The 12,980-nt window shown below is 40.3% G+C and carries 13 protein-coding genes and 1 pseudogene; 11 read left to right on the top strand and 3 right to left on the bottom strand.

Going from position 1 to position 12,980, the window contains the following annotated elements; all coding sequences use genetic code 11:
- Positions 1 to 55 precede the first annotated feature (55 nt).
- From MK480_RS06485 to MK480_RS06435, 11 genes and pseudogenes are all read left to right on the top strand, one after another.
- A complete protein-coding gene (locus MK480_RS06485; protein WP_153198912.1) occupies positions 56 to 367 on the top strand; it encodes a hypothetical protein in 312 nt (103 codons plus the stop codon).
- 3 nt (positions 368 to 370) lie between these two features.
- On the top strand, positions 371 to 1,087 hold the full coding sequence (locus MK480_RS06480; RefSeq protein WP_268707375.1) for an acyl-CoA thioester hydrolase/BAAT C-terminal domain-containing protein: 717 nt from the start codon (positions 371 to 373) through the stop codon (positions 1,085 to 1,087).
- Between the two features lie 18 nt (positions 1,088 to 1,105).
- Positions 1,106 to 1,204, top strand: a pseudogene (locus MK480_RS06475) (type II toxin-antitoxin system death-on-curing family toxin); the annotation flags it as partial.
- Between the two features lie 571 nt (positions 1,205 to 1,775).
- Positions 1,776 to 3,236 (top strand): aminotransferase class I/II-fold pyridoxal phosphate-dependent enzyme, encoded by a 1,461-nt coding sequence (locus MK480_RS06470; protein WP_268707374.1) that lies wholly within the window; start codon positions 1,776 to 1,778, stop codon positions 3,234 to 3,236.
- Complete coding sequence (speE, locus tag MK480_RS06465) at positions 3,237 to 4,097, top strand: polyamine aminopropyltransferase (protein WP_000366713.1); 861 nt, start codon at positions 3,237 to 3,239, stop codon at positions 4,095 to 4,097.
- Positions 4,094 to 5,353 carry a saccharopine dehydrogenase family protein gene (locus MK480_RS06460; RefSeq protein WP_268707373.1) on the top strand — a complete coding sequence of 420 codons (1,260 nt, stop codon included), beginning with the start codon at positions 4,094 to 4,096 and terminating at the stop codon, positions 5,351 to 5,353. Before speE ends, MK480_RS06460 begins: the two co-directional genes overlap by 4 nt.
- Positions 5,353 to 6,480 carry a carboxynorspermidine decarboxylase gene (gene nspC / locus MK480_RS06455; protein ID WP_049510697.1) on the top strand — a complete coding sequence of 376 codons (1,128 nt, stop codon included), beginning with the start codon at positions 5,353 to 5,355 and terminating at the stop codon, positions 6,478 to 6,480. Before MK480_RS06460 ends, nspC begins: the two co-directional genes overlap by 1 nt.
- The gene (gene aguA, locus MK480_RS06450) at positions 6,477 to 7,562 is read left to right on the top strand and encodes an agmatine deiminase (protein WP_049510698.1); all 1,086 of its coding nucleotides are present in this window, start codon (positions 6,477 to 6,479) and stop codon (positions 7,560 to 7,562) included. Before nspC ends, aguA begins: the two co-directional genes overlap by 4 nt.
- A 9-nt stretch (positions 7,563 to 7,571) precedes the next feature.
- Complete coding sequence (gene aguB, locus MK480_RS06445) at positions 7,572 to 8,447, top strand: N-carbamoylputrescine amidase (RefSeq protein ID WP_261010910.1); 876 nt, start codon at positions 7,572 to 7,574, stop codon at positions 8,445 to 8,447.
- A 190-nt stretch (positions 8,448 to 8,637) separates the two neighbouring features.
- Positions 8,638 to 9,339, top strand: a complete 702-nt coding sequence (locus tag MK480_RS06440) for a response regulator transcription factor (RefSeq protein ID WP_049510700.1) — start codon at positions 8,638 to 8,640, stop codon at positions 9,337 to 9,339.
- On the top strand, positions 9,336 to 10,214 hold the full coding sequence (locus MK480_RS06435) for a sensor histidine kinase (protein WP_261010909.1): 879 nt from the start codon (positions 9,336 to 9,338) through the stop codon (positions 10,212 to 10,214). Before MK480_RS06440 ends, MK480_RS06435 begins: the two co-directional genes overlap by 4 nt.
- Before the next feature lie 40 nt (positions 10,215 to 10,254).
- On the opposite strand, the gene MK480_RS06430 is transcribed toward MK480_RS06435, so the two are convergent.
- The 3 genes from MK480_RS06430 to MK480_RS06420 form a co-directional block, all read right to left on the bottom strand.
- Positions 10,255 to 11,007, bottom strand: a complete 753-nt coding sequence (locus MK480_RS06430; protein ID WP_045611665.1) for an ABC-2 family transporter permease — start codon at positions 11,005 to 11,007, stop codon at positions 10,255 to 10,257.
- 10 nt (positions 11,008 to 11,017) lie between these two features.
- On the bottom strand, positions 11,018 to 11,926 hold the full coding sequence (locus tag MK480_RS06425) for an ABC transporter ATP-binding protein (RefSeq protein WP_203180248.1): 909 nt from the start codon (positions 11,924 to 11,926) through the stop codon (positions 11,018 to 11,020).
- Between the two features lie 141 nt (positions 11,927 to 12,067).
- Positions 12,068 to 12,877 carry a Cof-type HAD-IIB family hydrolase gene (locus tag MK480_RS06420; RefSeq protein WP_084949852.1) on the bottom strand — a complete coding sequence of 270 codons (810 nt, stop codon included), beginning with the start codon at positions 12,875 to 12,877 and terminating at the stop codon, positions 12,068 to 12,070.
- Positions 12,878 to 12,980: the final 103 nt, after the last annotated feature.

Genomic DNA, 12,980 nt, shown 5'->3' with positions numbered 1-12,980 from the left:
GTCTTGATACAAATGATATATAATTTAACATAGAGAAAATAGGAGGACTAATCGAATGGAATTAAAAGATTTTACAGAAAAAGAACAGAAAATGATTAAGAAGGGACTTACGACGTCTAAGATTAGTGACAAGGAAACTGCTGAGAAGATTCTTGCACTAGTACCACAAGACTTGATTAAGAGAATCCCATTTTTCGTCAGAAAACATGCTACGACCCGTACGATTAAACGTATTTCAATTGAACACCCTGAACTCTATGCTGCAGCTCAAACAAGTGGTGAAATTCCAGAAAAAGAACGCGAAGAATTGCGTCAGATTATCACAACTATCTTTGAACAAAAGATGAATAAGCATAGTATTAAATAGAGAATGAAAAAATATTTTATTGGAGGTTTGGGAAGCAATGTCTATCATAGCAAGGATTTTCTTCAAGAACTAAATTCGCAGATTTATTTTCTAAATCCATATAAAAAGTATCTTCGAGATGAAACAGAATTGAAATCATGGTTTAAAAATGAGATTGTAGAGGAAGAATCTATATGTCTGATAGGTCATTCTCTTGGAGGAGATTTGGCGCGTTATCTTGCATCGGAATTTTATGAAGTGACAAAACTGATTCTTTTGGATGGTGGCTATCTAGATTTAGATAAGATTTTACCTTTAGATACAGAGTTAGAGGAAACTAAAAACTATATGGAATCTCAAGTCGTTTCGGACTTAAATGTTCTTATTTCTAAAGAAAAATCCGAAGCAAAGCATTGGTCAGAAAATATGGATAAAGCCGTAAGACAGTCCTATCACTGGAATTCTGAGCATAATAGATATGAGTTATCTATAAATTATGAAAATATAGAAGCGATACTCAGCCTACGGAGGAAAATACAAGCTTTTAAAAGAGAAGTGGGAGATACCTTGTTTATCAGTCCTTGCTATTCTAATGAAGTTACATGGAGAGAGGAAGCCTTAAAAGAATTGCCAGATTATTTTGATACTATTTTTCTAGAGAACTTTGGTCATGAGCTTTACACTGAAGTACCCAAAGAAATCGCTAGTATGATTAATGAGTGGCTCTCTTATTCTCAATGAGCTACTTGTATTGCTTGAAAAAAGCATGTTTTTGCCAATGCTAATAAACGAACTGCTTTATTCGTTTTGGTGAAATTTATACAATTAAATGGCTATCGTTTTTCTGTTACCATTAAATAAGCACAAGATTCGTTAAGATACATTTAAAAGAACTAGTGGACTAGTTCTTTTTATATTCGCTTTCACATTATACAACTTATACAAATCTATATAAAATATTATTTTTCCGAACAAAAATAGATATTTTTTCAAAAAAGTACTTTACAGAGTGTTAGAAGTATGTTATATTAATAAAGCTTAGAAAATGAGATGATGTTTTCTAGCAAATATAAACCCGAGTAAAAAACGCCTACGGACAGGCAGGGTTGAATGCCGAAGCGTGGTTGAAAAACCACATTATTGATAGGGTTAAAAGCCTACTTTTATAAGTTGATGTTAGGACACTTGTCCTAATTCATAAATTTTTAGTGTGGTGAAAGCACACGTCATCTTGTGAAACGATCAATAAAGTACGTAATATTTGCTACTAGAGAGTTAGGAAACATCGGGAACAGACATACTCAACAGAAACAAACATAAAAACGTCAGAAGATTGCAGAGCAGGTGAAAACCTGCTCTTTTTTCATGAGTCAACCTTTAGTCCCCTTCGTCTTCTTGAAGCGCTAAAAATACGGTAAAGGAGTATGTCTTGAAAAAGTTAGATCAAAATCAAGCCCCAATTTATGAGGCCATGGTGAAGTTACGCAAGAAAAGGATTGTTCCCTTTGATGTTCCAGGTCACAAGCGTGGACGAGGAAATCCAGAACTTGTTGAACTACTAGGAGAAAAATGTGTTGGAATTGATGTCAATTCGATGAAACCCTTGGATAATCTTGGTCACCCCATTTCGATTATTCGGGATGCAGAGGAGCTGGCTGCAGATGCTTTTGGAGCTAGTCATGCTTTTCTAATGATTGGTGGAACAACTTCATCGGTGCAGACTATGATTCTGTCAACCTGCAAGGCAGGAGATAAGATTATTTTGCCACGTAATGTCCATAAATCTGCTATCAATGCGCTGGTTCTATGTGGTGCCATTCCCATCTATATCGAGATGAGTGTGGATCCTAAGATTGGTATCGCTTTAGGTCTTGAAAATGACCGAGTAGCCAAGGCCATAAAGGACCATCCAGATGCCAAGGCCATTTTGATTAACAATCCTACTTACTACGGAATCTGTTCAGACCTAAAGGGTTTGACAGAAATGGCTCATGAAGCTGGCATGATGGTTTTAGTAGATGAGGCCCACGGAGCGCATTTGCATTTCACTGATAAACTTCCAATTTCTGCTATGGACGCAGGGGCTGATATGGCAGCAGTTTCCATGCATAAGTCTGGTGGGAGTTTGACCCAAAGTTCGCTTCTTTTAATCGGGGAGCAGATGAATCCCGAGTACGTTCGTCAGATTATCAACCTGACCCAGTCAACATCTGCCTCTTACTTGTTGATGGCTAGTCTAGATATTTCACGTCGCAACTTGGCTCTTCGTGGTAAAGAGTCGTTTGAGAAAGTCATTGAGCTATCCGAGTACGCTCGTCGTGAAATCAATGCTATCGGTGGATACTATGCCTACTCAAAAGAGTTAATAGATGGTGTGTCGGTCTGTGATTTTGATGTAACCAAGCTGTCAGTTTACACTCAGGGTATTGGCTTAACAGGTATCGAGGTTTATGACCTCTTACGAGACGAATACGACATTCAGATTGAGTTTGGTGATATTGGCAATATCTTGGCCTATATTTCGATTGGTGACCGTATCCAAGACATCGAGCGCTTGGTTGGTGCTCTTGCTGATATCAAGAGACTCTATTCACGAGATGGGAAGGACTTGATAGCTGGAGAATATATCCAGCCCGAGTTGGTGCTGTCTCCACAAGAAGCCTTCTATTCAGAGAGAAAAAGTTTGTCTTTAGACGAATCTGTTGGACAAGTCTGTGGGGAATTTGTCATGTGCTATCCTCCAGGAATCCCTATCTTGGCTCCTGGTGAACGCATTACACGTGAAATTGTAGAATATATCCAATTTGCTAAGGAACGTGGTTGCTCCCTCCAAGGGACGGAAGATCCAGAGGTCAATCACATCAACGTCATTAAAAGAAAGGAGAACTAGATGGATTTATGGTTTTCTGAAGTTCATACTCCAGATGTGAAATTGTCCCTGAGAACAGCCAAGCAACTCTACGCTGGTAAAAGTGAATGGCAGGATATCGAAGTCTTGGATACACCAGCTTTTGGAAAGATTTTGATTTTAAATGGGCACGTCTTGTTCTCAGATGCTGATGATTTTGTCTATAATGAAATGACCGTTCATGTTCCCATGGCTGTCCACCCAAATCCCAAGAAAGTCTTGGTTATTGGGGGTGGTGATGGCGGTGTCGCCCAAGTATTAACACTCTATCCTGAACTGGAGCAAATCGATATTGTGGAACCGGATGAGATGTTAGTTGAAGTCTGTCGTGAGTATTTTCCAGACTTTGCTGCGGGGCTAGATGATCCTCGTGTCACCATTTACTACCAAAATGGGCTACGCTTTTTGCGAAACTGTGAAGATGATTACGACATTATCATCAACGATGCGACAGATCCATTTGGCCATACGGAAGGGCTCTTTACCAAGGAATTCTACGGCAATAGTTATAGGGCTCTGAAGGAAGACGGTATCATGATTTACCAGCATGGGAGTCCCTTCTTTGACGAGGATGAGTCAGCTTGCCGAAGCATGCACCGCAAGGTCAATCAAGCCTTTCCAATCAGTCGGGTTTATCAGGCCCACATTCCAACCAGTCCAGCTGGCTATTGGTTGTTTGGATTTGCATCGAAAAAATACCACCCTGTCAAAGATTTTGACAAGGAAGGCTGGAAAAAACGCCAGCTTTTCACAGAATACTACACTGCAAACTTACACGTGGGAGCCTTTATGTTGCCCAAGTATGTTGAGGACATTTTAGAAGAAGAGGAAGGAAAAAAATGAGTCGTTTACTAGTTATTGGATGTGGGGGAGTTGCCCAAGTTGCTATTTCAAAGATTTGTCAAGATAGCGAAACATTTACAGAGATTATGATTGCTAGCCGTACTAAGTCAAAATGTGATGACTTGAAAGCTAAACTGGAAGGCAAAACAAGTACAAAGATTGAGACAGCTGCTCTTGATGCTGACAAGGTAGAAGAAGTGATTGCCCTGGTTGAAAGCTATAAACCAGAAGCTGTTTTGAACGTAGCTTTACCATATCAAGATTTAACCATTATGGACGCTTGTTTGGCAACAGGTGTTCACTATATCGATACAGCCAACTACGAAGCAGAAGACACAGAAGACCCTGAATGGCGTGCTATTTATGAGAAACGTTGTAAGGAACTTGGTTTTACTGCTTACTTTGACTACTCATGGCAATGGGCTTATCAGGAGAAATTAAAAGAAGCTGGCTTGACTGCTCTGCTTGGATCTGGCTTTGACCCAGGTGTGACTAGTGTCTTTTCAGCTTATGCCCTCAAACACTATTTTGATGAAATCCACTATATTGACATTTTAGACTGTAATGGTGGTGACCACGGTTATCCATTTGCGACAAACTTTAACCCAGAAATCAATCTCCGCGAGGTTTCTGCGCCAGGTTCTTACTGGGAAGATGGAAAATGGGTCGAAGTCAAAGCTATGTCTATCAAGCGTGAGTATGATTTCCCTCAGGTTGGACAAAAAGACATGTATCTCCTTCACCACGAAGAAATCGAATCATTGGCTAAGAACATTCCAGGTGTCAAACGGATTCGTTTCTTTATGACCTTTGGTCAATCTTATCTAACTCATATGAAATGCTTGGAAAACGTTGGTCTCCTTCGTACGGATGCCATTAACTTTAACGGCCAAGAAATCGTTCCAATCCAATTCTTAAAAGCCTTGCTTCCAGATCCAGCCAGCCTTGGACCACGTACTGTAGGTAAAACCAATATTGGATGTATCTTTACAGGTGTAAAAGATGGCGTTGAAAAGACCATCTACATCTACAATGTTTGCGACCATCAGGAATGTTACGCAGAAGTTGGTTCACAAGCAATTTCTTACACAACTGGTGTTCCAGCCATGATTGGGACAAAATTAGTGATGAATGGTACTTGGAAACAACCTGGAGTTTACAACCTTGAAGAGTTTGATCCAGATCCATTCATGGAAGCTTTGAATGAGTATGGTTTACCTTGGGTTGTGGTTGAAAATCCACAAATGGTGGACTAATGAAGCTAGAACAAGTACCAACACCAGCCTATGTTATTGACTTGGCCAAGTTAGAAGCCAATTGCCACATTCTACAATATGTTCAAGAAGAATCTGGTTGCAAGGTTTTGCTTGCCCAGAAAGCATATTCCCTCTACAAAACCTATCCCTTGATTAGCCAGTATCTATCAGGTACGACAGCCAGTGGACTCTATGAAGCCAAATTAGCAAAGGAAGAATTCCCAGGGGAAGTTCATGTTTTTGCACCAGCCTTTAAGGATGAGGACATGGAGGAACTGCTTGAGATAACAGACCATATCGTTTTTAACTCAGAGAGACAGTTGCGTAAACATGGGGCCCGTTGTCGGGATGCTGGTGTAAGCGTGGGTTTGCGACTCAACCCTCAGTGTTCAACTCAAGGAGATCACGCTCTCTATGATCCTTGCGCCCCTGGCTCCCGTTTCGGAGTTACTCTAGACAAGATACCGAGTGATTTCCTAGATCTAGTTGATGGACTTCATTTTCATACCCTTTGCGAGCAGGGGGCAGATGATTTAGAGACAACTTTGAAAGCAGTAGAAGAGCAGTTTGGTTCTTACTTACATCAAGTTAAATGGCTCAATATGGGGGGCGGTCACCACATCACAAGAGAAGATTATGATGTGGACTTACTGATTTCAGAAATCAAGCGTATCCGAGAAACTTACAATCTTGAAGTCTATATCGAGCCGGGTGAAGCCATTGCGCTCAATGCGGGTTATCTAGCAACTGAAGTATTGGATATTGTAGAAAACGGCATGGAAATCTTGGTTTTAGATGCCTCCGCGACTTGCCATATGCCTGATGTACTTGAGATGCCCTATCGTCCACCTTTGAGAAACGGCTTTGAGGCACAGGAAAAAACCCATACCTATAGACTTTCTTCTAATACTTGTCTGACGGGCGATGTAATTGGTGATTATAGCTTTGAAAATCCAGTCCAAATCGGAGACAGACTTTATTTCGAAGACATGGCCATTTATTCTTTTGTCAAAAATAATACCTTCAACGGTATTGGTCTCCCAAGCCTTTATATTATGGATGAAAATGGAGATTGTGACTTGGTAAAGGCTTTTGGTTATCAAGACTTTAAAGGGAGATTATCATGATGGACAGTCCAAAAAAATTAGGCTATCGCATGCCAGCAGAGTACGAAGCACACCATGGTACCCTCATGATATGGCCGACTCGACCAGGTTCATGGCCTTTTCAAGGAAAGGCTGCCAAAAGAGCTTTCGGCCAGATTATTAAGACCATAGCAGAAGGGGAAGCCGTTTATCTCTTGGTGGAGCGGGACTATCTATCAGAAGCCCAATCTTATCTTGGAGATAGCGTTATTTATTTAGACATTCCCACCAATGATGCCTGGGCCCGTGATACAGGTCCGACTATTCTTGTCAATGATAAAAGAGAAAAGTTGGCAGTCGATTGGGCTTTTAATGCCTGGGGTGGCACCTATGATGGTCTTTATCAAGATTATGAAGATGATGACCAAGTAGCTAGTCGTTTTGCTGAGGCCTTGGAAATGCCTGTCTATGATGCCAAACCTTTTGTACTGGAAGGCGGCGCTATCCATAGCGATGGTCAGGGAACCATTCTCGTGACTGAAAGTTGCTTGCTTAGTCCTGGGCGTAATCCTCACCTGACTAAAGAGAAAATCGAGAATACCTTATTAGAGAGCCTTGGAGCTGAAAAAGTTATTTGGCTTCCTTATGGTATTTATCAAGATGAAACCAATGAACACATTGACAATGTTGCTGCCTTTGTTGGTCCTGCAGAGCTTGTTTTGGCTTGGACGGACGACGAAAGTGATCCTCAATATGCCATGTCAAAAGCAGATTTCGAACTCTTAGAGCAAGAGACAGATGCAAAAGATCGTCACTTCACCATTCATAAGCTTCCTATCCCAGCTATTCGTCAGGTTGTAACCAAAGAGGATTTGCCAGGCTACATCTATGAAGAAGGAGAAGAAGAGCGATACGCAGGTGAACGACTAGCAGCTTCCTACGTAAACTTTTATATCGCCAACAAGGCTGTCCTAGTTCCTCAGTTTCAAGATCAAAACGACCAAGTGGCCTTAGATATCCTCAGTAAGTGTTTTCCAGACCGTAAAGTTGTCGGAATACCAGCCAGAGATATTCTCTTAGGTGGTGGCAATATCCACTGTATCACCCAACAAATCCCAGAATAGGAGAAAAAGATGAGAAATGTAAGAGTTGCAGCCATTCAGATGCAATGCGCTAAGGATGTGGCAACAAATATCCAAACCGCAGAGCGTTTAGTACGTCAGGCTGCAGAACAAGGTGCACAAATTATTCTCTTGCCCGAGTTATTTGAACGTCCCTATTTCTGTCAGGAACGTCAGTATGACTACTACCAGCATGCCCAATCGGTGACAGAAAATACTGCCATTCAGCATTTTAAGGCGATTGCTAAGGAACTACAAGTTGTTTTACCGATCAGTTTCTATGAAAAAGATGGCAATGTCTTATATAACTCTATTGCTGTCATTGATGCAGATGGGGAAGTGCTGGGTGTTTATCGAAAGACCCACATACCAGATGATCATTATTATCAAGAAAAGTTTTATTTCACGCCTGGTAACACTGGTTTCAAGGTATGGGATACTCGGTATGCCAAGATTGGTATTGGTATCTGTTGGGATCAATGGTTCCCCGAAACAGCCCGCTGTCTTGCGTTAAATGGTGCTGAATTGCTCTTTTATCCTACAGCCATCGGTTCAGAGCCGATTTTGGATACAGATAGTTGCGGTCATTGGCAACGTACCATGCAAGGGCACGCAGCAGCAAATATTGTCCCAGTTATTGCAGCCAATCGCCATGGTTTGGAAGAAGTCACTCCAAGTGAGGAAAATGGTGGACAGAGTTCCAGTCTTGACTTCTACGGTTCATCCTTTATGACGGATGAAACAGGAGCTATTCTAGAGCAAGCTGAAAGACAAGCTGAAGCTGTTCTGTTAGCTACTTATGACCTAGATAAGGGAGCAAGCGAACGCCTAAACTGGGGCTTGTTTCGAGATAGAAGACCAGAAATGTATCAACGTATTACGGACTAGTAGGAGAGAAATGAGAGATTCATTCTGCTAGACTCGTTTTCACTAGCAACTATAAGGATACAATGTTATCTAGTAAGTGGATTTTATATTTTAACCCTCTAAGGCTTTCTCGCACTTTTATGCGAGGAGCTTTTTCTGTTTAAGCTTTATCAATAAAAATGCTATAATAGTTGCAGAAAGGTTGGTGTTTATGGCTAGGATATTGGTTATTGAAGACAATAGTGACATTCAAGAGATTTTACGAACACTTCTTACTGAGGAGCATGAGGTGATTCAAGCCTTTTCCGGTACAGAAGGAATCATGCTTTTTGACCAAGGTGGGATTGACCTCGTTTTACTAGATATCATGCTTCCTGGGAAAAATGGGGATCAGGTTTTAAAAGCTATCAGGGAACAAAGTCAAACTCCAGTCATTATGCTAACAGCTTTGAGCGATAAGAAGTTAATCAGTCAATACCTCTTAGACGGTGCCAATGATTACATAGTCAAACCTTTTGATTTGGACGAAGTCTTTGCCAGAGTTACTGTTCAATTACGCCAAAGTGCAGAAAAACAGCCTGTGAAAATAGAAAAAACTGAAAATCTGCCACTAAACTTGAAAAATATCCAGTTTGATGCAGAAAGTTTTGAAATTAAAAATAGCCAGAAAACGATTCGCCTTGCCAAGAAAGAATGCTTGATTCTCCAAACTCTCCTCAAACATCCTAAGAAAATTTTCACCAAGGTAGAACTTTATGAATTGGTCTGGGAGGATAGCTACCTACCTGGAGATAATACTCTCAATACGCATTTGAGTAATCTTCGTAAAAAATTAAACCAGCTTGACCCAAATCAAGAATATATTGAAACCATCTGGGGAGTTGGGGTAAGATTAAAAGGAGACAAGCAATGACCTACATGATAATCTTTGTTCTACTGATACTCCTAATTATTTTATCGATTGTATTAATTCGCTACCATCTAGCACTTAAAAACTTGAGTCAACAGATTGAAGACAAGATTCTTACGGGTAGTATGAAAAGAGTAGGGGTTAGCATTTTTTCCAAACATTTTTTACATCTCTACCAGCAAATTGAGAATCTATTTCAGGAAGTAGAGCAATCTCGATTGGTGATGAAAAGGGAAAAGCAGACTCTGGATATGGCCATCAGCAATATCGCCCATGATATTCGGACCCCTCTGACTATCGCTTCAGGATACACCCAACAATTGATAAAATCTCCTGAAGACAAATCAGAAACCTTACAAAAAGTAGCCCAGCATCTTGATTTAGTTTCTAAACGTTTGGAGGCTCTCCTAGAATATCGTCGTTTGATGGAAGGAGCTGTCAAACCGAAACTGGAAGAAGTGAATCTTTCAGCTTTTATCACCAAAAAGACTTTGGCTTATTATGATGTTTTTCAGGCGGCAAATATCACGCTTGATTTTAAGGTTGAAGATGATTTAAAAATGAGGACTGATGAAAACTTGCTGGATCGCATTTTACAAAATTTGCTTGGAAATGTCCTCAAACATGGCAAGGAAGAAGCGCGGCTATCTTTGAAAAAGGAAAAGGCACAGCTTGTCTTAGAGATTGCAAACCTTGTTAAACAGCCCATCAAAAAAATAGAAAATCTCAGCAACCGTTTTTATTCTGAAAATCTATCTGATACGGAAGAATCCTCTGGTTTAGGCCTTTATATCACTGAGGAATTATGTCATCTTCTCGGTACAGAGATGAAACTAAGCACAGATGGGAAATGGTTGTCGGTTTTCATTTATTTTTAACAAAAAGAAACCTCCTCTGTAGGCTAGAGGAGGTCATTTTTTATAGGCTTTTCTTTTTGAAAACTGCCAGTCCACTTAGATTAAAGATTACAATAACAGCTAAGGTAACTATAAGGGTATAGAAAATGGATTCACTATTAGCAGTCATAGCATAGGAAAAATGCAAGGACAAATATGGTAAATATTTGATATTTGGAAAAATGATCATTGGCATAGAAAGGATGATAGAGCTAATCAGATAACCAATAAATACGGCAAGATAAGAATGAGTCAGGTAGAGAATAAAGGAAATAATCGAAAGCCAAGCGAGAAGGCAGAGAAATTGAAGGAAAATCATTGAGAGGAGATTAGTAACAAAACCATCAGGTATCGTACCAAGTCCGTTTAGTAGAGTTGAGGGAACAAAAGCAATCACAAGGCTGGCGATGAGTTGCAAGAGAGCGATGCTTGCTAGTACAAAGGATTTAGCGAAGAAAAATTCTGTACGAGAAACGCCAACTGTCAAACTATTTTTATAAAGCTTGCCGATTAGATCGACCCCAAGAACTAAACATGTTAGAATAATGCAGAGAAAAACAAGGTTTGAATCATTGCTAGACGCATTGATAAGAGCTTGAATACCGTCCCAACCATGGGTTGGAATTTCTGGTTCTTCTGTCTGGATTGCCATCAGATGGCCAGTAGCCCCGATAGTGGCACCCAGTAGCAAGAGGACAAAGAGAATGAATTCTGTAATCCAGAATCCTTTGGAGCGGAAAAGACGGTAAAAGTCTGCTTGAATGGTATGTATCATGATTTTCCTCCTATTGGACCAATTGAGTGAAGTATTCTTCTAGGTTTTGACGGGCATAGTAAATCTCGTCAATGGCAACATCTGCCAAGGTTAATTCCTTGAGAATCTGTTTGACATCTTGTTCCTGACCAAAGATGTGAATTTCGTTTTCAGGATTAACAACCTTGAACTGGAGCTGGATTTGTTCTTTCAATACTTGACAAGCTTTCTCTTGGTCGGCTGTCTTAAGCACAATATAATCCTCACTTAGTGTTTCAAATTCAGCTTTGCTGATTTCACGGATAATCTTGCCTTGATCTAAAATACCAAAACGATTAGCTAGGAGATAGAGTTCTGACAAGATATGGCTAGAGATGAGAATGGTGATCCCTTTTTCTTGATTGAGCCGTTGAATCATGAGGCGAAATTCTTTGATACCGATTGGGTCGAGACCGTTGATAGGTTCATCTAATATCAGGAAGTCTGGTTTAGATAGAAGGGCAATGGCGATACCAAGTCTTTGTTTCATTCCTAGCGAGAAATCACGAAAGACTTTCTTACCTGTATCTGTTAAACCTACATAGTCTAGGGTTTCTCGAATGACTTGATCAGCATTTGGAATATGGCGAATCATACAGTAATATTTCAGATTTTGATAGGCTGTTAAGTGATTATGAGCTACAGGTGATTCAATAACAGAACCTACTCGAGATAGAGCCTTGGTCCACTCATTTTCCGATTGGCTAGAGAAGAGGGAAACAGTCCCTTTATCCGCAAACAGTAGTTGCGTAATGATTTTTATCAATGTGGTTTTCCCAGCTCCGTTCTTTCCGATAAGTCCATAAATATCTCCCTCTCTTATCGTTAGATGAAGATCCTGAAGAATAGCTTGTTTGTCGAAGTTTTTGGACAATCCATGAATGTCGAGTACTGTTTTCATGATTCTCTCCTTTTGATTTATTTTGTTAACTTTAGTATAAAGCATAGAAATCAAAGAAAACTCAAGTATTTCTAAAGAGTTTCTAAAGTTTTAAGAATTCTTAAATATCAAAACCCAGTTGACACGAACTGGGCTTCTTAATTATAAAATATATTTCTCAATGGCACGCGCAACACCGTCTTCTTCGTTGCTTGCTGTAACGGCATCAGCTAGGGATTTGACATAATCGCTGGCATTTCCCATTGCAATGCCAAGTCCTGCAAACTGGAGCATTTCAATATCGTTATTAGCATCGCCCATAGCCATAATTTCTGATGGCTCGATATTCAAAATCTCTGCCAGTCGTGAAAGAGCAGTAGCCTTTGTCGTTCCAAGTGGCATAGCTTCATAAATGACAGGCTGCGAACGAACGCCACTGAATCGTTGACAGAGTTCCCCAGCAAAGCGCTCCTCAAAATCGTCTGTTTGCTCTTTTGTACCCAAAAACATACCTTGGAACATACGGTACTTACCACTGGTAGCTTCCTCAAGGGAAATTTCAGTCAGGTCTGAAAAGACTAGCTTGGCATCATTTTGAACAATTTCATTAGGCTTGCCACCGAGGACAAAATAATGCTCCTCATCAAAAAGAGTTAACTGAACATCACTTTTTTCAGCTAGGTCATAGAGGTACTCGATGTCTGCTGGACTGAGTTCTTGCCAATCAACCAGACTCCAATCACTTGTCTGGTGAGTTGAGCAACCGTTGTTAACAATTACATACTCATTCTGGAGGTCAAGCCCCAGTTTTTGATAGTAGGGGAGGACACCGAAAAGCGGGCGACCTGTACAGAGAACCAGTTTGACACCTTTTTCAATAGCTTGGTGAATAGCAGTAATGTGAGCTTGTGGGATTTCCTTGGCTTCATTGAGGAGGGTTCCGTCCATATCCAAGGCTAGTAGTTTAATCATAAGACTTCCTTCTTTTTCTTTTGGTATTATTATAGCATACTTTAGAGGAAAGGAGGAGGAATCTTCGGGCTAATCATGGTATAATAAAAGGTAATGAAAAATT

Source organism: Streptococcus mitis (assembly GCF_026782895.1).
GTDB classification, from domain to species: Bacteria; Bacillota; Bacilli; order Lactobacillales; family Streptococcaceae; genus Streptococcus; species Streptococcus mitis_CB.
This window is presented reverse-complemented; position numbering and strand designations above follow the sequence as displayed.

Bases quoted from the DNA above. Each gene is read 5' to 3' on its own strand.
- MK480_RS06485 (WP_153198912.1), top strand. From the start codon at position 56: ATGGAATTAAAAGATTTTACAGAAAAAGAACAGAAAATGATTAAGAAG.
- MK480_RS06480 (WP_268707375.1), top strand. From the start codon at position 371: ATGAAAAAATATTTTATTGGAGGTTTGGGAAGCAATGTCTATCATAGC.
- speE (WP_000366713.1), top strand. From the start codon at position 3,237: ATGGATTTATGGTTTTCTGAAGTTCATACTCCAGATGTGAAATTGTCC.
- MK480_RS06460 (WP_268707373.1), top strand. From the start codon at position 4,094: ATGAGTCGTTTACTAGTTATTGGATGTGGGGGAGTTGCCCAAGTTGCT.
- nspC (WP_049510697.1), top strand. From the start codon at position 5,353: ATGAAGCTAGAACAAGTACCAACACCAGCCTATGTTATTGACTTGGCC.
- aguA (WP_049510698.1), top strand. From the start codon at position 6,477: ATGATGGACAGTCCAAAAAAATTAGGCTATCGCATGCCAGCAGAGTAC.
- aguB (WP_261010910.1), top strand. From the start codon at position 7,572: ATGAGAAATGTAAGAGTTGCAGCCATTCAGATGCAATGCGCTAAGGAT.
- MK480_RS06440 (WP_049510700.1), top strand. From the start codon at position 8,638: ATGGCTAGGATATTGGTTATTGAAGACAATAGTGACATTCAAGAGATT.
- MK480_RS06435 (WP_261010909.1), top strand. From the start codon at position 9,336: ATGACCTACATGATAATCTTTGTTCTACTGATACTCCTAATTATTTTA.
- MK480_RS06430 (WP_045611665.1), bottom strand. From the start codon at position 11,007: ATGATACATACCATTCAAGCAGACTTTTACCGTCTTTTCCGCTCCAAA.
- MK480_RS06425 (WP_203180248.1), bottom strand. From the start codon at position 11,926: ATGAAAACAGTACTCGACATTCATGGATTGTCCAAAAACTTCGACAAA.
- MK480_RS06420 (WP_084949852.1), bottom strand. From the start codon at position 12,877: ATGATTAAACTACTAGCCTTGGATATGGACGGAACCCTCCTCAATGAA.